The organism is Nocardiopsis sp. LDBS0036 (genome assembly GCF_041228755.1).
Classification (GTDB): domain Bacteria; phylum Actinomycetota; class Actinomycetes; order Streptosporangiales; family Streptosporangiaceae; genus Nocardiopsis; species Nocardiopsis dassonvillei.
The window spans coordinates 4,117,202-4,135,880 of sequence record NZ_CP141103.1 but is presented as its reverse complement, the minus strand read 5'-3'; the positions used below and the strand labels follow the sequence as shown (position 1 = coordinate 4,135,880).

Here is an 18,679-nt window from a genome sequence, read left to right as displayed (position 1 = left end):
GCGGGCCCGGTCTCACCCGCGGGGGAAGAGCGCGTCGGTGAAGGCGTTGCGGAACTTCCCGCCCGGGTCGAGCGCGCGTGTGAGGCGTTCGAAGTCCGCCGCGCGCTCGTACCGGGCGGTGATGTCGGCCGGGTCCATCGCGGTGAGCTTGCCCCAGTGGGGGCGGGCGCCCAGCGGCAGGAGGCGCTCCTCCACGGCCGCCAGGACCGGGGCCACGGCCCGCGGGTCCGGCAGCCACGTGAAGTGGAAGGTGACGCAGTCCCGGCCGTGGGCGGGGCTCAGCCACAGGTCGTCCGCGCGCACCGTGCGCACCTCCGCGACGTACAGCGCCGGGGCGAGCAGGTGCCCGATCCCGCGAAGGGCGGTGAACGCGGCGCCCGCGGCCTCGCGCGGCACGTAGAACTCGGACTGCAACTCCCTGCCCGCGCTCGGCTCCAGCTCGGGACGGAAGTGCGGGAGCCGCTCGTGCCAGGGGCCGACGACCCCCATCTGCTCCGTGCTGGGCTCCGGAGGCATCCCCGGGACGGGGTGCACCGGCCCGGACGCGGGCCGACCGCCCCTCCAGGCGCCCTCGGGGCGGTCGGTCCGCTGCTTGAGCCACACGGAGCCCTCCCCGAGCCAGTCGGTGAACAGGCTGACGCTGTAGGCCGCGCCGAACACGTCGTCGACGTGGTCGGCCACCTCGTCCAGGGCCACCCCGACGCGGACCCGCTGGGTCATCGTGAACGCCGGTTCGATCTCCAGGGAGAGCCGGGTGACGACGCCGAGCGCGCCCAGCGCGACCACCGCGCCGGGGAGGACCTCCGGGTCCGCGTCGCGGCTCAGCCAGCCCAGGTCGCCGTCGGGGCCCAGGAGCTGCACCGCGCGCACGGCGGCGGACAGGCAGCGCTGGCCGTCCCCGGAGCCGTGGGTGCCGGTCGCGCACGAGCCCGCGACCGAGATGTGCGGCAGCGACGCCAGGTTCGCCAGCGCGAACCCCCGCCCGTGCAGCGCGGTGACCAGTTCGGCGTAGCGGGTGCCGGCGGTGACGGTGACGGTCCGCCCCTCGGGGTCGATCTCCGCCTCCGCGGGCAGTCCGTCCAGGCGCACCAGGTCGGCGTCGGAGTCGGCGACGAGGTTGAAGGAGTGGCCGCTGCCCAGGGCGCGGATCCGCGGGCTGTCGCGGACGACGCGGCGCAGTTCGTCCAGTGTCCGGGGCCGGTGGACCCGCGGGCTGCCGAAGGTCACGTTGCCCGCCCAGTTGGTGGTCCGCGCGTTCGGTGCTGACATGGGCGCTCCGTGGGTGGGGGCGGGCGGTGTACGGTCTCCGGTTCCCGGGCGCCGCCACGGCAGGCGGCCTTCCGGAGGATAGCCGGGCGGCCCTTCGCCCGGTTCGCCCGGGGGACCGCGCCATGGGTCTTCGGGCCTTCCGCGCCGTTGGCCGTCGGGGCGCGTCGTCGGGAAGTCGCGCGGGTCGGCGCGAACCCGGGCTGTGCCAGCCCCCGGGCCGCCTGGCGGCGTTCCGGGCCTCCCGGCGGGGGTTCGAGGCCCCGGTGCGCCGGGGTGCCTCGACGCCGTCTGTCGGCATGACATAGGTAAACGTTGTTTAAATCGCTTTCGGGAGAGAACGACACAGGGGGAACCGACGTCGTACCACCCGTAGTCGAGCATGGATCGACGTCGACAGACGGAACACGCAATGAGGGGGATGTTCGCCATGACGAGCGCATTTCGCACGGGTTCGGTCCGAGTCGCGGCCCTGGGCGCGGTGTCGCTGCCCGCCCTCCTGCTCGCGTCCGCGCCCGCGGTCGCGGAGGACGCCGACTCCAGTGCGGGGACCATGAGCGTCCGCGACTGCACCGCGGCGGACTTCGAGATCTCCGAGACCGCGCGCGAGGGCGCGGCCGGTACCGTCCACGTCGAGTTCGAGCTGGTCAAGCAGGAACCGCTCGACCCCCAGGACGACGTGGCGTGCACCATGTACCCCTCCGCCGCGAACATGTACTGGGGCGACTCCGAGGGCAACCGGATCGGGGCCGACGCGCAGGTCGAGGGCCAGGGCGGCGGCGTCTTCGCGCTGTACCCGGGTGACGCGGCCACGGTGACCGTGTCCCGCCCCAACCCGGAGGTCTACGACCCCGAGGAGTGCAGCCCCACCGAGGTGGCCGGGGCCCACCTGTTCCTCCAGAACGACGAGGGCGCCGCCTACGTGCCCACGGGTGGAAACGACCGCGTCTGCGCCAACCCGGACATGGGCGCGTCGACGGTCTCCGAGATCACCCCGGCCTGACCCGGCCCGGCGGCGGCCCGGTCCCGGCGGCCGGGCCGCTCCGGGTAGGACACCTGGAACGAAGGCCTCCGACGAGGATCCCGCCCCTCGACCCCGGGCAGCACAGAAGAAACCGCCGGGCCCGTGTGGTGTGCGGGTCCGGCGGTTTCTCCACTGTCTCAAGGTGGCGCACTCGGGAGGACTCGAACCCCCAACCTTCTGATCCGTAGTCAGATGCTCTATCCATTGAGCTACGAGTGCAGGTTGTTCAGTTGTGTGTCGCCCGGTCTCCCTGGCGACGTCTTTGACTCTATCACGGTGTCAGAGGGCCTCGAACCGTTTTGTGAGTGTGCGACCGGTCATGCCGGTCCCCGTCCGCCGGGCGGCCCGGAACGGCGGGACGGCGGCCCCGACGCGCTCGCGCGTTGTCGGAGCCGCCGTCCGGGAGGGAGGGCCGGGGCGTCAGCAGGTTCCGCCGAGGGCGACCCCGTCGACGCGGGAGACACCGGCGTCGCGCTGCGCGCCCACGCGCCGGTTGACCTCCTCGGGCGCCACGGACTCGCCCTGCTGGTGGTACACCCAGTCCACGTCCTGCACGTAGGTGCTCGGGCCGCCGGTGTGGCCGCTCATGTCCACGAACCACTGGTTGAAGTTGATCGACATCGGCGACGAGGGGTAGTACTTCCCGCTGTGCTCGGCCACCAGGTGCGTGTCCACGTAGTAGCGGACCACGCCGTCCGTCACCTGGACCACCAGGTCGCGCCATCCGTCGAAGGAGCGGTTCACCACGTCGCTGGTGTTGTCCGCGACCCAGGGGTCGCGCTGGTAGGTGTGGTACGAGGTCAGGTACATGGCCTCCGCCGGGGCGCCCCAGCCCGAGTTGGGCAGGTACTCGAAGTCGAGCTCGCTGTAGGCGGGATCGTTGTCGTAGGCCAGGGGCGTGATCGTGTAGAAGGTCTGGAGCACGGTGTCGCCGTCCTGGCCGGAGACCGGGGCGTCGGAGAACTTGACCTTGGCGGCGTAGGTCCCCTCGTGGAACTTCTCCTCGCCGAAGGTCAGCTCGGCCTGGCTGGTACCCGCCGGGGTGCCGTCCGTGGTCGAGGTCAGGCGCAGCAGGGAGTCGCCGCTCTCCTCGGCGAAGGAGATGTTGTCGGCGTCCCAGGACGCGCCGGGCACGCCGGGGCCGCCGGGCCAGCTGCGGACGTTCCAGCCCTGGCCGCGCAGGGCCGGGTCGTCGGGGCCGGTGTAGTCGAAGTCGTCGAAGAACAGGCCGCACGACGCGGAGGTCTGGTCGGCGACGGTCTCGACCTCGACGGGGGAGCCCGCCGCGCAGGCGGTCAGGGGGAGTGCGACGGCGCAGGCCAGGGCGATGCGGCCGGGGCGGATGCGGGTGGGCACGGGGAACACCTCGGTTTCGGGGAGGAACAGCCGGGAGCAGGGGCTGGGCCGGGGCCTCCGGTCCTGGAGGGCCCGGCCCGGGAGGCGCTAGAACGCGGTCAGTGTCACGTCGAGGGACACCGGCGCGTGGTCCTGGACGTAGGAGGCGAAATTCGACACGTCGTCGAAGGCGAAGCCGTAGGCCTTGCCGTCCACGGTGTTCTCGTGGAAGACCGCCGCGTAGCGGTTGGTGGTCTCGTGGTTGTAGAACGCCGCGGGGTCGGTGACCGGGTGCTCGGCGGTGTCCAGCAGCGTCGAGCGGTTGAACGCCGCGCCCAGGATCGCGGCCACCGGACCGGTGATGCCGTCGTTGGGGGCCGCCAGGGCGCCGTCGCAGAAGAAGACGTCGCGGGTGGAGGGCTTGGGGATCGGGGCCACGCCGCCGTCGAAGACCAGGTTGCCCGAGCCGTCCACGCGGCCGGTGAAGGTCCCGGCGTTGGTGGTGACGCGCAGGTCGGTGGTGCTGTAGCGCTCCCAGACCTGGTCGATGTAGGAGTCGTAGTAGTCGGCCGGGAACAGTCCGGCGTCCAGCCCGTGCCCGGGGGCGATGACGAGTTCTCCCTCGCTCAGCACGAGCGACGAGAAGACGGGGTCGGCGGAGAGCGTGGCGAAGACCGCGTCGCGGCCGCCCGGCTCGAACGTGCCGGTGGTCTGGTCGGCCTCGCCCTGGAGGCGGATGGCCAGCGGCACGCTGAACTGGTCCACCATGCTGGTGTTGCAGTACATGCCGGTCTCGTTGTGGGTGAACTCCACGGTGTCGTGGAGCACCCCGTGGCTGGGGTCGGACTCGACCCAGCCCGCCGGGTACTGGAGCGCGGGCCTGCCGTTGCCGTCGGTGACGACCTTGAACCGGAGCTTGCCGCCGAGGGCGAAGTACACCCGGCCGGACATGAACGGCAGGGACAGCTCGCTGACCGAGTCCAGCGGGATCGAGTAGTCGGTGAACCCGTCGTCGGTGTTGTCGGACTCCGCGACCGGGTGCGCGACGCCGCTGGCGTCGACCCAGGACTGCGTGTTCGTGGTCAGGTCGGTTCCCACGATGTAGGCGCGGATCTCGCTGTCGGGGAAGGTCCCGGTCTCGTTGGTGACCCTCACCGGAAGGGCGCCGGCCTGAGAGCCGCCCGAGGTGAGTTCGCCGTTGCTCTCCGCACGGGAGCAACCGGTCGTGACGAGCAGGGTGCTGACGGTGGCGAGCGATGCGCCGCCGAGGAACAGTCTTCGGTCGATCATGGGGGTCGCCTCACTGGAGGGGCTGGTAAGACGCGCCCAATCTGACGACCGTTGAAGCGTCGCGTCAACCCGTGGTCACGATCCGTCCGCGACGTTTTCGTGTTCTTACTGGTAACAAAGTTGCCATGTGACTTATGTCACTCTCGATCCGAATGATTTTCGGTTCTGTGGGTGAACATTTTCGGCGGATGGGCGTCCACAGAAGTTCTCCCCCTGGTGGGCGGCGGTTCACGGGGGCCGCGCTCCGCCGGAAGGAGCTGGCGCGCGGACTCGCTCCCCCTACCGAACGGGACGGAAGGGGCCCGGCACCGCACCGCCGTCCGGCCCGCACCGACCGGGACCCCGGTCCGGGGCTTCGCCGTCCCCGTCCGCACAGCCCCCGGTCTACGCCCTCGCGCCCTCGGCGGGCTCCGTCGGCACGGCGGCCCCGGCCAGCACGGCCGACTCGACCGGAACGACGGCCCCGGCCTCCAGGGAACGGCCCGCCTCCAGCATCCGGTCGATCAGTTCGTCCCTGGTCTCCCTGACGGCGCGCGCGTTCAGGGCCTCGCCGTGCAGCCGGTCGGCGTTGCCGCCGTCGGAGTCCACCTGGACGAGGAGCAGGTCCAGCTCGCGCTGGCGCTCCTCGACCCTCTGCACCTGCTCCCACTCGGTGTGCGCGGCCAGGGCCTCCTCGACGGACGCCCCGTAGTCGCGGATCGCGTCCACCCGGGCCGCCAGCTCCCGGTACACGGCCTCGTGGCGCTCGTGCTGCTGGTCCAGCACGGCGAGCACCCGGTCGGAGACGGCGTCGAGGGAGTCCGCCACGTACTCCTCCCTGATCCGCTCGTGCCGGTGCAGCAGCGAGGCGATCCGCCACTCCTCGGCGCGCAGGACCGACAGGGGCTGGGCCGCGTCGAAGGAGTCGCCCAGCCGCAGGTCGGCCTCCTCGACGGTCCCGATCGTCCTCTGCACGTCCAGCAGCAGGCGGGCGCCCTGCCGACCGAGGTTCGCGGGCACCAGGTAGCGGTCCGCGTGGGCCGCCGCCAGCCGGTCGCCCCGGGGCCACCACCACCCCGCCCACAGGGCGGCGGCCGCGTACACCGCGCCCGGCACGAACCAGTAGAGGTTGAAGGCCCACTCCGGCCCCGCCAGTGCGAGGAACCAGCTCGTCAGGGTCGCGGGCACGAAGGCCAGGGAGAACGCCTGCCAGGACCGGCGCCGGGAGGTCCGCGACAGCCACCGCGGCAGTAGGGACCGCGGGCGCACACGGGTGACGGCGAGTCCGGCGGCGCCCACGGCCGCGGCCTGCACCAGCAGGCCCAGGAAGTACAGAGGGACCGACCACACCAGGAGGGGACCGCTGGCCAGCGCCCAGAGGAGGCTCAGCGCGGCCACCGCGGTCCCGGCCGCCGCCATGCGCGTCCGGTTGGGGAACCGGGGCTGCCTGGCCCAGGCCCGCTTCGAGCGCAGGAAGGGCAGATGCTTCCGGAGTCTTCCGGCGAGGCGGGGAGGCAGTGAGGGGTCCAGGACGGGACGTGCGCCCCCACCCGTGCTGTCCGCGACCTTCCACCGGCTGTCCGACACTGGTTCGGCTCCTCTCGCGTGCGGTTCGCCGCGCTCGGCCCCCTCCGTTTCGGACACGCGTTTCGGACGCGCGGTTTCTCGGGGAGTCCGTACCGCACGTTACCGCCCCGGCACGGAATCCGTACCGGGGCGGTGGTCACGAATCTCGCCTCAGCCCGCGACGGCCTCCTCCACGGCGGCGGCCCACAGCGACACCGCGCTGTCGACCTGGTCGCCGTCGACGATGAGCGGCGGGATCATCCGCACCACGTTCCCCTCGGGGGCGCAGGTGAGCAGCAGGAGTCCGTGCCGGGCCGCGGCCTGCTGGGCGCGCAGCGCGGTGGCGCCGTCCGGCGAGCCGTCGGCGGCGGTGAACTCGTTGCCGAGCATCAGCCCCCGGCCGCGCACGTCGCCGATGACCGGGTTGGCCTCCGCCACCTTCTCCAGGCCCAGGCGCAGCCGCTCGCCCATGCGCGCGGCGTTCTCCACCAGGCCCTCCTCCTGGATCACGTCCAGGGTGGCCAGGGCGGCGGCGCAGGACACCGCGTTGCCGCCGTAGGTCCCGCCCTGGGAGCCGGGCCAGGCCTTCTCCATGATCGCGGCGGGGGCGGCGATCGCCGACAGCGGGAAGCCGCTGGCCAGCCCCTTGGCGGTGATGACCACGTCCGGCCGGATGCCCGAGGGCTCGTGGCCCCAGAACGTGCCCGTGCGCCCGAAGCCGGTCTGCACCTCGTCCGCGACCAGCAGGAACCCGTGCCGGTCCGCGCGCTCGCGCAGCCCCTGGAGGAAGGCCGAGGGCACCGGCACGTAGCCGCCCTCGCCCAGCACCGGCTCGATGAACACGGCGGCGGTGTCCCTGGGCGAGGTCACCGTGGCGAACAGGTAGTCCAGCTCGCGCAGCGCGTACGCGACCGCGTCGGCCTCGGACACGCCCAGCCGGTAGGCGTAGGGGAACGGCGAGACCACCACGCCGGGCATCAGCGGGCCGATGCCCGCGCGGATCTTGACCCCGGACGTGGTCAGCGACGCGGCGCCCATGGTGCGCCCGTGGAAGGACCCCTGGAACACGATGACGTTCTGCCGACCGGTCGCCTGCCGGGCCAGCCGCAGGGCGGCCTCGACGGCCTCGCTGCCCGAGTTCACGTAGAACAGCCGGTCGAGCCCGGCGGGCAGCACTTCGCCCAGCCGCTCGGTGAGCCGCAGCAGCGGCCGGTGCATCACGGTGGTGTACTGGCCGTGGACCAGGGTCCCCACCTGCTCCCGCGCGGCGGCCACGACGCGGGGGTGGCAGTGGCCGGTGCTGGTGACGCCGATGCCGGCGGTGAAGTCGAGATAGCGGCGGTCGTCCTCGTCGTAGATGTAGGCGCCCTCGCCTCGGGCGGCGACGACCGGTGTCGCCTGCTTGAGGATCGGGGAGAGCTCCGCCATGCGTGGCCTCGATTCCGTGTCGCGTGTTCCGTAGGATTGTTGACAATCGACGCTGCTATGGAAACATCCGTGCGGCGACGGTGTCCAGTGGGCGCACGTTGGGCAGTTCTGACCACAGGCCGAATCTCGACCGGGGAGTAGCGAACATGTCGGATCAGGAAGCACGGGTCGTCGCGCAGGTGGACAAGAGGCTGTTCATCGGCGGGACGTGGCGCGACGCCGCCTCCGGGAACGCCTTCGAGGTGGAGGACCCCTCCACCCGTGAGGTGCTCTGCGAGGTCGCGGACGCGGGGAAGGAGGACGCGCTCGACGCCCTGGACGCGGCGCACCGGGCCCAGGCCGACTGGATGCGCACGGCGCCCCGGGACCGCGGCGAGATCCTGTACCGGGGCTACGAGCTGCTCATGGAGCGCCGGGAGGACCTGGCGGTCCTGATGACCCTGGAGATGGGCAAGCCCCTCGCCGAGGCCCGGGGCGAGATCGCCTACGCCGCCGAGTTCCTGCGCTGGTTCTCGGAGGAGGCCGTGCGCATCGAGGGAGGGTTCTCCACCTCCCCCGACGGCAAGTCCCGCTTCCTGGTCATGCGCCAGGCGGTCGGCCCCTGCATGCTCATCACCCCCTGGAACTTCCCCATGGCGATGGGCACCCGCAAGATCGGCCCCGCCATCGCCGCGGGGTGCACCATGATCCTCAAGCCCGCCCACCAGACGCCCCTGTCCGCCCTCGCGCTGGCGGGCATCCTCTCCGAGGCCGGGCTCCCCGAGGGCGTCCTCAGCGTCATCCCCACCACGGATCCGGGCTCGGTCACCGAGCCCCTGCTCAGCGACGGCCGCATCCGCAAGGTCTCCTTCACCGGCTCCACCGCCGTGGGCCGCAAGCTCCTCGAACAGAGCGCCGGGCAGGTTCTGCGCACCTCCATGGAGCTGGGCGGCAACGCGCCCTTCCTGGTCTTCGACGACGCCGACATGGACGCCGCCGTGGACGGCGCGATGCTCGCCAAGATGCGCAACATCGGCGAGGCCTGCACCGCCGCCAACCGCATCTACGCCCAGGCGGGCATCGCCGAGGAGTTCGCCGAGCGCCTCAGCCGCCGCATGGGCGCGCTGCGCCTGGGCCGCGGCGTGGACGAGGGCGTCGACGTGGGCCCGCTCATCGACGACAAGGCCCGCGACAAGGTGCAGGGCCTGGTGGACGACGCCGTCGGCAAGGGCGCCCGCGTGCTGGTCGGCGGCGGCCCCGGCGACGGTCCGGGCCACTTCTACAAGCCCACCGTGCTCGCCGACGTGCCCTTCGAGGCCGAGCTGTCCACCACCGAGATCTTCGGCCCGGTGGCCCCCGTGCTGCCCTTCGAGACGGAGGACGAGGTGCTGCGGGCCGCCAACGACACCGAGTACGGACTGGTCAGCTACGTCTACACCCGCGACCTCAACCGGGCGCTGCGGGTCAGCGAGAACCTGGAGACCGGCATGGTCGGCCTCAACCAGGGCGTGGTCTCCAACCCGGCCGCGCCCTTCGGCGGGGTCAAGCACTCCGGTCTGGGCCGCGAGGGCGGCCGGGTCGGCATCGACGAGTTCCTGGAGACCAAGTACGTCGGCATCGGCGGAATCTGACCGGATATCCGGGCGATCCGGAGGTTCGACTGTGCCTCGGGCGCGGCACCGCCTACGCTCGCCCCATGGGCACACGGATCCCCGACGACGGTGACACCGCCGCCGCTCTGGCCTCCGTCAGGGCGGCGGGCGGTGAACCGTCGCCGGAGGCGCGGGCGGACCTGGAGCGGATCGCACGCGGTGAGATGAGCTTCGAGGAGGCCAGGGAGCGCATCCTGGCCAGGTACCGGCTGCGGGAGTGACGGAGGCGACGCGGCGCCCCGCGATCCTGTTCGCCGTGATCTCGTACTCATAGCGGGGTTCGAGCGCCGACATCGGCTAAGACGCAGTTCAGGCCCCTTGCGTCACACCGGTGACGTTTCCGGCCAGCGCGGGTCGGGCGTCGGCGCCGGGCGGCGGCACGGCACGACCGTGCCCAGGGGCACTCCGGGCGTCGGCGCCGCGCACCGGCACGGGCGCGTCCGTGTTCCGCGGGCGTCCTATGCCTCGGGGACGGACTCCCCGCCCTCGCCGTTGATGCGCTCGACCGTGTCCACCATGTGCGCCTCGATCAGGCGCAGCAGCTCCTCCTCCGCCCCGTCCACGATCGCGTCCAGGATGCGGCGGTGCTCGTCCAGGAGCTCCTCCGGCTCCGGGTACACGTCCTGCATCACCGTGAGGCACATCCGGGTCTCCACCAGCAGCGTCTGCGCCATGCGCTCCAGGCGGCTGTTGCCCGCGCAGCTGACGAGGGTCTGGTGGAAGGCCTGGTCGGCGTCGCTCATGGCGTTGCGGTCGCGGCCCGCCGCCGCGGCGGCGAGCCGCTCCACGGCCGGGGTGAGGCGGGCGACGGCCTCGCCCCGGTTGCCGCGCATGATCAGCTCGCACGCGGTCCGCTCGACGGCGAGCCGGGCCACGTAGACGTCGCGCACGTCCGCGGGCGTGAGTTCGCGCACGAACAGCCCCCTGTGCCGTTCGCTGCGCAGCAGCCCCTCCTGCACCAGGCGCTGCATCGCCTCTCTCAGGGGGCCGCGGCTCACCCCGAGCTGACCCGCCAGCTCGGACTCGCCGAGCTGGTCACCCGGCGCGAGCGAGCCGTACATGATCGCGGACCGCAGCTGGTCGGCGATCAGTTCGGCGGTGGAACGCCGGGGCACGGGTCTGAGCTGGCCTGGGGCGGGCATGGCCGCCCTCCTCTCGGATCGGGGACGGGACGCGCGGCGGGCGCGTCGTCGAGGTTAACGGGGCGCCAGGACGCTGTTGACCGCGGCCGAACCCGAGCGGAACAGCATGCCCGGTCCGGAGCCCCGGCCCGCGGTCGCCCCCGCCAGGCGCAGACCCTCCCACACGCTCACCTGGTTGGCGGTGAGCACGGTCTTGCCGAGCAGCGCCTCCAGGGGTTCGATGAGGTGGGCGCTGTGCAGGGCGGTGTCCGGCACCAGGACGGCCTCGGCGCGCTGGTGGTCGTTGGAGATGACGAAGTCCAGGACGTCGTCGGGGTCCAGGTCGCCGACCTCGGCGGCGGTGGCGATGCCGTGGCTGGCCAGCGACAGCACGGTCACCCCCGCCTCGGTGAGGAACTCCACGAACCTCTGGGCGACGTCGTCGGGGTAGGTGGCGGCGATCGCCACCCGCGAGACGCGCAGCTGGCTCAGCGCGTGCACGAAGGCGAACGAGGTGCTCGACGACGGAGCGCCCGCGTGCCGGCGCACCCCCTCGACCTGCCTGCGGGCGCCCTCCCAGCCGAACACGAAGCTGCCGCTGGTGCAGGCCCACACCGCGGCCTCCACCTCCATCATGGCCAGCTCCTGGGCGCCCCTGGCGAGCACGTCCTCGCCGCCGACGTCGAGCAGGGCGTCCACGCGGTGGGCGTCCTCGCGCATGAGCGTGTGCACCACGGGGAGTTCGACGCCCCCTCCGAGCAGGCCCTCGAAGGCCTTGTAGTCGTCCTCGGCGCTGAACCCGGGGTAGAGGAATCCGACGCGGTTCATGTGGCCCTCCTTTGCGTCACGTCCCGCGCATCACGCGGCACTCGGTGCGGCGACGTCGATCAGGCTCTGTCCGTGGGCCACGGCCTGGCGGCCCGCGGCCCTCATCACGGCCCACATGGTCACCTGGTTGGCCGCGATCACCGGTTTGCCCAGCTCGCGTTCCAGGGGCGCGATGATGTCGTAGGTGAGCACGTTGGTGCAGCTGATGAACACGGCCTGGGCGTCGGGGCGGTCCACCGAGTGCACCGCCTCGGACACCTCGGCGTAGGTCACCCGCCAGATGTGGCTGAGCAGGCCCAGCCCCACGCTGGAGGTCACGGCGACGCGGTGCTCGGAGAGGTAGGCCAGGAGCCGGTCGGTCACGCTGTCCACGTAGGGCGTGACGACGGCGATCCGGTCGGCGCCGAGCGCCTCCAGGGCCTGGACCAGCGCCCCGGACGTGGTGACGGCGGCGGGCGCCCCGGCGTCCACCATGGCCCCGTGCAGGCGCCGCTCGCCCCGGGCGCCGTGCACGAAGCTGCCCGAGGCGCACGCGTACCCGATGGCCAGGGGCTCGGGGGCGAGCAGCGCGCGGACCGCCGGGGCCACGTGCTCCTCCCGGCACAGGGCGGCGGCCTGGTCGACCGTCACCGGTACGTGTACGTACGGCAACCGCGTGACGTGCAGTGAGACGTCGTCGGGCGTCCAGCGCCAGAGTTCGCGGTCGAGCGCGAAGTCGTAGGGCGCGATGACGCCGACTCCCGCCTGCCACGGCGTCCGCGTGCTCGCGGCCAGTTCGACGACCTGCTGCTGCGCGCCGGTGCCGTTCGTGTGCTCTCCGTCGGTCCGCATCGGTCACTCACCTCCCGGATGTGTGTTGTCGTTGCCGTCCCCGCGGGGACGCGGTCGCTCCGCGCCGGGGGCCCGAGGGCCGCCCGTGGGCGCGGTCGTGGTGGCCCGCGGGCCGGTCAGCGCTCCAGGCGCTCGTACACCAGCCGCTCGCCGACGCTGCCCGAGCGCCAGACGTCGTTGCAGGCCTCGGCCATGGCGGGCAGGTTCTCGACGACGGTGGCGAAGACGTTGCCGGGCACCCAGCCGACGTCGCCGTTGAGGAGCAGGTTGTTGCGCCCGTAGAAGAGGGCGAGGTCGATGACCCCGGGCAGGTGGCCGATCCCCTTGTCCTCCTTGAAGGCGCGGTCGAGCATGCCCCCGTCGAAGGAGAAGTAGACGACGTCGCCGGGGATCGGGGTGACGGTGGGGTTCTCCTGGCCGGGCTCGTCCTCGGCGAACCGCGGCACCATCGTGTAGACCTCGTTGCGCGCGTACTTGGCGTGCTGGACCGCGTCGCCCTGCGGCAGGGCGTTCCAGACCGCCTCACAGGTGCGGGGCGCGTCCTTGTCCAGGAGTTCGGCGACGCAGGAGACCCCGCGCCTGGGCAGGGTGATGGTCATGTACCGGGGCAACGGGTAGTCCCTTCGACGTCGGGCAGCGGGACCTGCGGGAACACCCCCGGCGCCGGGGGTGTTGATTGTTGACAATCCTAGGGTCCACAACCCGGATGCGGCAATAACCCCGGTGCGAGTGGGTATCCCGGGCAGGTCAGAGGTGGTGGGGGAGGCCCGGGTTTCGGGGGGAACAGTCGATTTGAGGATTGTTGACAATCCTATGTGGGCTCCCTAGCGTTTCCCGTGCAGGGCGATCCGTCCCCGACGACCTCTCTGAACCACCGTCGCCAACCGGAGAGTGCACGCCCGTGAACAGCCTCATCCCGCCCGACCGACCGAGACTCCTCGTCCTCCACGGAGACGACCTCCCGCCCGGCCGCGAGCGGATGGACGACCATCCCCGCCTCGGCGAGGTCGTCTACACCACCGCCGACGAGCTTCCCGCCAGGCTGCCCGGGGCGCACGCGCTGCTGGTGTGGGACCTGTTCACCGAGGCGCTGGCCTCCGCCTGGCCCAAGGCCGACTCCCTGTCCTGGGTGCACGCCGCCACCGCCGGGGTGGACAACCTCATGTTCCCCGGCCTGGTGGAGAGCCCGGCGGTGGTCACCAACTCGCGCGGGGTCTTCGACGAGCCCATCGCCGAGTACGTGCTCGGCCAGGTCATCGCCTTCGCCAAGGGCTTCCAGCAGACCTGGGAGCACCAGCGCGAGCACCGCTGGGAGCACAGGGAGACCGAGCGCGTGTCCGGCAGGCGGGCCCTCGTGGTCGGGACCGGGCCGATCGGCCGCCACATCGCCCGCAAGCTGACGGCCGTGGGCATGCGCGTGCGCGCCTCCGGCAGCCGCGCGCGGGAAGGCGACCCCGACTTCGGCACCGTGGCCGAGTCCAGCCTGGCCGAACGCGGCGCCGACGGCGCCCCGACCCTGGCCGGCGAACTCCCCGAGGCCGACTACGTGGTGATCGCCGCCCCGCTCACCGACGCCACCCGGGGACTGGTCGACCGCCGCTTCCTGGGGCTGATGAAACCCACCGCGCGACTGGTCAACGTGGCGCGCGGCCCCATCGTGGTCGAGGCCGACCTGGCCGCGGCCCTGGAGCACCGCGTCATCGCGGGCGCCGCACTGGACGTGTTCGAGGACGAGCCCCTCAAGGCGGTCTCCCCGCTGTGGGGGCTGCCCGGGTCGGTGGTCTCGCCGCACATGTCGGGCGACGTCGTCGGCTGGCGCGATGACCTCATGGACCTGTTCCTCGACAACCTCGCCCGTTACCTGGACGGGCGGGAACTGCTCAACGTGGTCGACAAGAGCCGCGGCTACGTGCCCGGCTGACCCCTGATGGCGTGACACGGGAGGCTGAAGTGACGATCCGTTCCGACCGGGCCGGGACCGAGGACGCGAACGCGGACGTCGGCGCGGCCGAGGGCGCCCCGGGGGCGGCCGCGGTTCCGCAGGCGCGCGCCGGCGGGCCCTCCGCACCGGCCGACCTGTCCGCCGAGCGGCTGCTCGCGGCCTACGCCGCCGGGAAGCTCTCCCCGGTGGAGGCCGTCGACTCCGTGCTGGAGCGCATCGAGCGGGACAACCCGGCGCTCAACGCGTTCTGCCTGGTGCGCCCGGACGAGGCCCGCGAGGCCGCCCGCGCCTCCGCCGAGCGGTGGCGGCGCGGCGAGCCCTCCGGGGCCCTGGACGGGGTGCCGGTCTCGGTCAAGGACGTCCACCTCACCCGCGGGTGGCCCACCCTGAAGGGCTCGGTCACCAGCTCCCAGGAGGGTCCGTGGGACGAGGACTCCCCGGCGGTGGCCCGGCTGCGCGAGAGCGGCGCGGTGTTCGTCGGCAAGACGACCACGCCCGAGCTGGCGTGGAAGGGCGTCACCGACGGCCCGCTCACCGGCGTCACCCGCAACCCGTGGGACCTGTCCACCACGCCGGGCGGCTCCAGCGGCGGGTCCGCGGCGGCCGTCGCGGCCGGGATGGCCCCGCTGTCCACCGGGACCGACGGGGGCGGTTCGATCCGCATCCCGGCCAGCTTCACCGGCGTGTGCGGGATCAAGCCCACGTGGGGCCTGGTGCCGCACTACCCGGCCAGCCCCTTCGGGTCGCTCGCGCACACCGGGCCGCTGGCCCGCACGGTGGGTGACATGGCGCTGATGCTGGAGGTCATGGCCCAGCCCGACGCGCGCGACTGGGCCGCGCTGGCGGCGCCCGCGCCCGGCCTCGGCGACGTGCGCCTGCGCACCGACGCCGAGCGGCTGGTGCGGGGCATGCGGATCGCCTACAGCCCCACCCTGGGCGGTCTGGACGTGGACCCGGAGGTGGCCGCGGCGGTCGCCGACGCGGTGGCCGTGTTCGAGGCGCTGGGCGCCCGGGTGGAGGAGGCCGACCCCGGTCTGCCCGACTCCCGGGAGGAGTTCCACGTGCTGTGGTACTCCGGTGCGGCCAAGGCCACGGACCGGCTCACGGACCGCCAGCGGGACCTGCTCGACCCCGGCCTGCGGGAGATCGTCGAGGAGGGGCTGACCTACTCGGCGCAGGACTACCTGACCGCGATGGCGCTGCGGATGGAGATGGGCGCCCGGATGGGCCGCTTCCACGACGCCTACGACCTGCTGCTCACCCCGTCGATGCCGATCGCGGCGTTCGAGGCGGGGCTGGAGTCGCCGCCGCGGCTGGCGGGGGAGCGGTGGACCTCGTGGGCGGGGTTCAGCTACCCGTTCAACATGACCCAGCAGCCCGCGGCGAGCGTGCCGTGCGGTTTCACGGCGGCGGGGCTGCCGGTGGGCCTCCAGGCGGTCGGGCCCCGGCACGCCGACGCCCGGGTGCTGGCGGCCTGCCGCGCGTTCGAGCTCGCCCGTCCCTGGGCGGACCGGAGGCCGTGAATTCCGAGAGGTTCCGTGGCTCGTGGGAATCATGCGCACACCCGCTGCGATCAGGTGCTTTGCTCCGAAGATGAGGAGAATTGTCCGTTTGTAGGACCTTCGTCCGAGGAGTTCGGTGCCTAAGGGCCCGCGCGCGGGCCTCCGCACGTATTACCGTCTTCATCGGAGCGGTGTCTGATCGCGGTGACGCAGGGATGAGGATGGGCCGATGCCGGGTGGTGGAGCCGAGGGCGTTCGCAAGCGGATCAGGGTGTTCCTGGTAGACGACCACGAGGTGGTCCGCCGGGGGGTGGCCGCCCTGCTGGAGACCGAGGACGACATGACCGTCGTCGGTGAGGCCGGGACGGCCGAACAGGCGCTGTCGCGGATCCCCGTGGTGCTGCCCGACGTCGCGGTCCTGGACGTGCGGCTGCCGGGCGGGTCGGGCGTGCAGGTGTGCCGGGAGATCCGCTCGGACCACCCCGAGATCGCCTGCCTGATGCTGACCTCGTTCGCCGACGAGGACGCCCTGTACGACGCCGTCATGGCCGGAGCGGCCGGGTACGTGCTCAAACAGATCCACGGCGCCGACCTGGTCGGGGCGGTTCGCACGGTGGCCTCGGGCGGCTCGCTGCTGGACTCGGGCAGCACCGGCGCGATGCTGGAGCGGCTGCGCGGCGCCCAGGCCGAGCCGGACCCGCTGGCCGAGCTGACCCCGCAGGAGCGGCAGATCCTCGACCTCATCGGCGAGGGGATGACCAACCGGCAGATCGGCGAGCGCCTGTACCTGGCGGAGAAGACCGTCAAGAACTACGTGTCCGCCCTGCTGTCCAAACTGGACCTCAAGCGCCGCACGCAGGCCGCCGTGCTCGTCGCCGAACTGCGCGGCCGCCGGTACTGACCACGGCTGCCCGGCCCGCCCCGGCGGGCCGGGCCACCGGGCCGGTCACGGCGGTCCCGATGGTCTCCGCAGCCCCGGTGGTCCCACGGGCCCCGGCGACCGCGCGGTGGCTCGGGGACCGTGGGACCGGATCCCTCAGAAACTGTCCGGGGGCGGAACGGCGTCGTCTCGCAGGGGCACCCGCCACACCAGCACCGTGCCCCCGCCCTCACTCCCGCGCGCGGTGAAACCGCCGCCCAGGGCCTTGGCCCGCTGCTCCAGGTTGCGCAGACCGCTGCGCCGTCCGTGCTCGGGCAGGCCCACGCCGTTGTCGGTCACCGTCAGGGTCAGGGTGGTGGGGCGCCCGGTGTGCGCGGCCTCCTCCACCGCCACCGACACGTGCACCTCCGTCGCGCGCGCGTGCCGCGCCACGTTGGTCAGTCCCTCGCCGAGCACCGCGAGCAGCTGCTCGCCGATGTCGTCGGGCACGGACGCGTCGATCGGCCCGTCCAGGCTCACCCCGGGGTGGCACCCCAGGCTGTGCGCGGTGTTCTCGGCCAGTTTCAGGATGCGCCCGCGCAGCGACGTGTCCCTGCGGCTCGGCGGGTTCTGGAGCGCGAAGATCGTCGAGCGGATCTCGCGGATGGTTCCGTCGAGTTCGTCGATGGTCCGCTGCACCCGCTCCTCGGCCTCGGGTGAGGTGATCAGCCGCAGCGTGCTCATCAGCGTCATCGCCGAGGCGAACAGGCGCTGGATCACCACGTCGTGCAGGTCCTTGGCGATCCGGTCGCGTTCCTCCAGCACCGCCAGGCGCTCGGTGTCGCGCCGCGCCTCGGCCAGCTCCAGGGCCACCGCCGCCTGCACCGAGAACCCGTGCAGCATGCGGCGTACCGCCGCGGTGAACGGGGCGCGGTCGGACAGCTTGCCCAGGAGCAGTACCCCGCGCGTGTTCCCCGGGGTGCCCAGGGGCACCACCAGGCCCGAGGCGTAACCGCGATGGGCGAGCATGGGGCAGTTCGCCCGGCTCAGGTCGGGGACGCTCAGGGCCTCTCCCGACTCGTACACCCACCCGCACGCGGAGCCGTGGATCTCCACCGGCGTCCCCAGGACCTCCTGGGCGATGGGCCCGTCCGCGATCTCCGCGAACAGGTGCCCTCGGGCGCGGGGGTCGGGGAGCATGATCACGGCCGTGTCCGCGCCGCCGATCTCCCGGGCCTGCGCGGCCATGTGGGCGAGCACCTCGGAGGTGTCGGCGCCCGACAGCAGGCGGGTGGTGACCTCGGTGGACGCGGCCAGCCACCGCTCGCGCAGCCGCGCCTCCTCGTACAGGCGCGCGTTCTCGATGGCCATGCCCGCGGCGGTGGCCAGCGCGGTCACCACCGCCTCGTCGTCCTCGTCGAACTCCGCGCCCCGGGCCTTCTCGGTGAGGTAGAGGTTGCCGAAGACCTCGTCGCGCACCTGGATGGGGACGCCGAGGAAGCTGCCCATGTGCGGGTGGCCCTCGGGGAAGCCCTCGAAGTCGGGGTGCTCGCGCAGGTCGGCCAGGCGCAGTGACGCGCGCTCGTTCAGGGGCACGCCCAGGACGCCCTTGCCGTGGGGGAAGCCGGTGACGCGCCGGGCCTGTTCCTCGCTCAGGCCCACGGGGATGAACTCGCTGAAGCCCCCGTCCTCGTCCATCACTCCCAGGCCCGCGTACCGGGCGCCGGTCAGCTGTGCCGCCGCCTCGGTCAGTCTGCGCAGCACGGTCGCCAGGTCGAGGTCACCGCCGATGGCCAGGACGGCCTGGAGCAGCGAGTGCACCCGGCCGTGCGCGGACATGCGCGGGTCCAGTGAGCGCACCTCGTCCAGCAGTTCGTCCACGCTGTGGGGGGACAGGGAGGAGCTCTGGGGGATCTCAGTCATGTGTCCGTCAACCTCCGCAGAGCCGGTCGGCGTTGTGGCAATGCGCGTTTCCTCGGGCGTAATAGTCGAATTGTCGTTGGTTTTTCCCCGGTTTGCCACATCTTGCTGTTCAGGGGCCGGTTCCGGATGGGCGGGAATTCCTGTGGATTCGGGG

The 18,679-nt window shown here is 72.6% G+C and carries 16 protein-coding genes and 1 tRNA gene; 6 read left to right on the top strand and 11 right to left on the bottom strand.

Annotation, left to right across the window (positions count from 1 at the left end; genetic code table 11):
* Positions 1-12 precede the first annotated feature (12 nt).
* Positions 13-1,269 carry an FAD-binding protein gene (locus UIS43_RS17455; RefSeq protein WP_370010879.1) on the bottom strand — a complete coding sequence of 419 codons (1,257 nt, stop codon included), beginning with the start codon at positions 1,267-1,269 and terminating at the stop codon, positions 13-15.
* 427 nt (positions 1,270-1,696) lie between these two features.
* Between UIS43_RS17455 and UIS43_RS17450 the strand changes: the two genes are divergently transcribed.
* Positions 1,697-2,269, top strand: coding sequence for a DUF4232 domain-containing protein (locus UIS43_RS17450; RefSeq protein WP_013155754.1), 573 nt, complete (start codon positions 1,697-1,699; stop codon positions 2,267-2,269).
* Positions 2,270-2,433: 164 nt separating this feature from the next.
* Here UIS43_RS17450 and UIS43_RS17445 read toward each other — a convergent pair.
* The 5 genes from UIS43_RS17445 to UIS43_RS17425 form a co-directional block, all read right to left on the bottom strand.
* Positions 2,434-2,509: transfer RNA gene (locus UIS43_RS17445), tRNA-Arg, on the bottom strand.
* 201 nt (positions 2,510-2,710) lie between these two features.
* On the bottom strand, positions 2,711-3,646 hold the full coding sequence (locus UIS43_RS17440; RefSeq protein WP_013155753.1) for a glycoside hydrolase family 16 protein: 936 nt from the start codon (positions 3,644-3,646) through the stop codon (positions 2,711-2,713).
* Positions 3,647-3,733: 87 nt separating this feature from the next.
* A complete protein-coding gene (locus tag UIS43_RS17435) occupies positions 3,734-4,915 on the bottom strand; it encodes a glycoside hydrolase family 64 protein (protein WP_013155752.1) in 1,182 nt (393 codons plus the stop codon).
* Positions 4,916-5,299: 384 nt separating this feature from the next.
* Positions 5,300-6,481: a hypothetical protein gene (locus tag UIS43_RS17430; RefSeq protein ID WP_013155751.1), complete on the bottom strand. Its 1,182-nt coding sequence runs from the start codon at positions 6,479-6,481 to the stop codon at positions 5,300-5,302.
* A gap of 150 nt (positions 6,482-6,631) precedes the next feature.
* A complete protein-coding gene (locus UIS43_RS17425; RefSeq protein WP_013155750.1) occupies positions 6,632-7,888 on the bottom strand; it encodes an aspartate aminotransferase family protein in 1,257 nt (418 codons plus the stop codon).
* A gap of 146 nt (positions 7,889-8,034) precedes the next feature.
* On the opposite strand from UIS43_RS17425, the gene UIS43_RS17420 reads away from it, so the two are divergent.
* Both UIS43_RS17420 and UIS43_RS17415 read left to right on the top strand, forming a co-directional pair.
* Entirely contained in the window at positions 8,035-9,498 is a 1,464-nt protein-coding gene (locus UIS43_RS17420; RefSeq protein WP_013155749.1) for an NAD-dependent succinate-semialdehyde dehydrogenase, read from the top strand.
* 65 nt (positions 9,499-9,563) lie between these two features.
* The gene (locus tag UIS43_RS17415) at positions 9,564-9,740 is read left to right on the top strand and encodes an antitoxin VbhA family protein (protein WP_013155748.1); all 177 of its coding nucleotides are present in this window, start codon (positions 9,564-9,566) and stop codon (positions 9,738-9,740) included.
* Between the two features lie 237 nt (positions 9,741-9,977).
* Here UIS43_RS17415 and UIS43_RS17410 read toward each other — a convergent pair whose 3' ends face one another.
* The 4 genes from UIS43_RS17410 to UIS43_RS17395 all read right to left on the bottom strand — a co-directional run bounded on the left by UIS43_RS17410 (position 9,978) and on the right by UIS43_RS17395 (position 12,898).
* Positions 9,978-10,661 carry a GntR family transcriptional regulator gene (locus UIS43_RS17410; RefSeq protein ID WP_013155747.1) on the bottom strand — a complete coding sequence of 228 codons (684 nt, stop codon included), beginning with the start codon at positions 10,659-10,661 and terminating at the stop codon, positions 9,978-9,980.
* A 54-nt stretch (positions 10,662-10,715) separates the two neighbouring features.
* Entirely contained in the window at positions 10,716-11,468 is a 753-nt protein-coding gene (locus tag UIS43_RS17405; protein WP_370010875.1) for a maleate cis-trans isomerase, read from the bottom strand.
* Between the two features lie 30 nt (positions 11,469-11,498).
* Complete coding sequence (locus UIS43_RS17400) at positions 11,499-12,299, bottom strand: Asp/Glu racemase (protein WP_370010873.1); 801 nt, start codon at positions 12,297-12,299, stop codon at positions 11,499-11,501.
* A 116-nt stretch (positions 12,300-12,415) separates the two neighbouring features.
* Positions 12,416-12,898 carry a DUF3830 family protein gene (locus UIS43_RS17395; protein ID WP_013155744.1) on the bottom strand — a complete coding sequence of 161 codons (483 nt, stop codon included), beginning with the start codon at positions 12,896-12,898 and terminating at the stop codon, positions 12,416-12,418.
* A 302-nt stretch (positions 12,899-13,200) separates the two neighbouring features.
* Here UIS43_RS17395 and UIS43_RS17390 point away from each other — a divergent pair, with 302 nt between their 5' ends.
* From UIS43_RS17390 to UIS43_RS17380, 3 genes are all read left to right on the top strand, one after another.
* Positions 13,201-14,220 carry a D-2-hydroxyacid dehydrogenase gene (locus tag UIS43_RS17390; RefSeq protein ID WP_370010871.1) on the top strand — a complete coding sequence of 340 codons (1,020 nt, stop codon included), beginning with the start codon at positions 13,201-13,203 and terminating at the stop codon, positions 14,218-14,220.
* A gap of 29 nt (positions 14,221-14,249) precedes the next feature.
* Positions 14,250-15,764, top strand: a complete 1,515-nt coding sequence (locus UIS43_RS17385) for an amidase (RefSeq protein ID WP_370010870.1) — start codon at positions 14,250-14,252, stop codon at positions 15,762-15,764.
* Between the two features lie 208 nt (positions 15,765-15,972).
* Positions 15,973-16,644 carry a response regulator transcription factor gene (locus UIS43_RS17380; RefSeq protein ID WP_013155741.1) on the top strand — a complete coding sequence of 224 codons (672 nt, stop codon included), beginning with the start codon at positions 15,973-15,975 and terminating at the stop codon, positions 16,642-16,644.
* A 135-nt stretch (positions 16,645-16,779) separates the two neighbouring features.
* On the opposite strand, the gene UIS43_RS17375 is transcribed toward UIS43_RS17380, so the two are convergent.
* Entirely contained in the window at positions 16,780-18,525 is a 1,746-nt protein-coding gene (locus tag UIS43_RS17375) for a GAF domain-containing protein (protein WP_370010868.1), read from the bottom strand.
* Between the last annotated feature and the right edge of the window lie 154 nt (positions 18,526-18,679).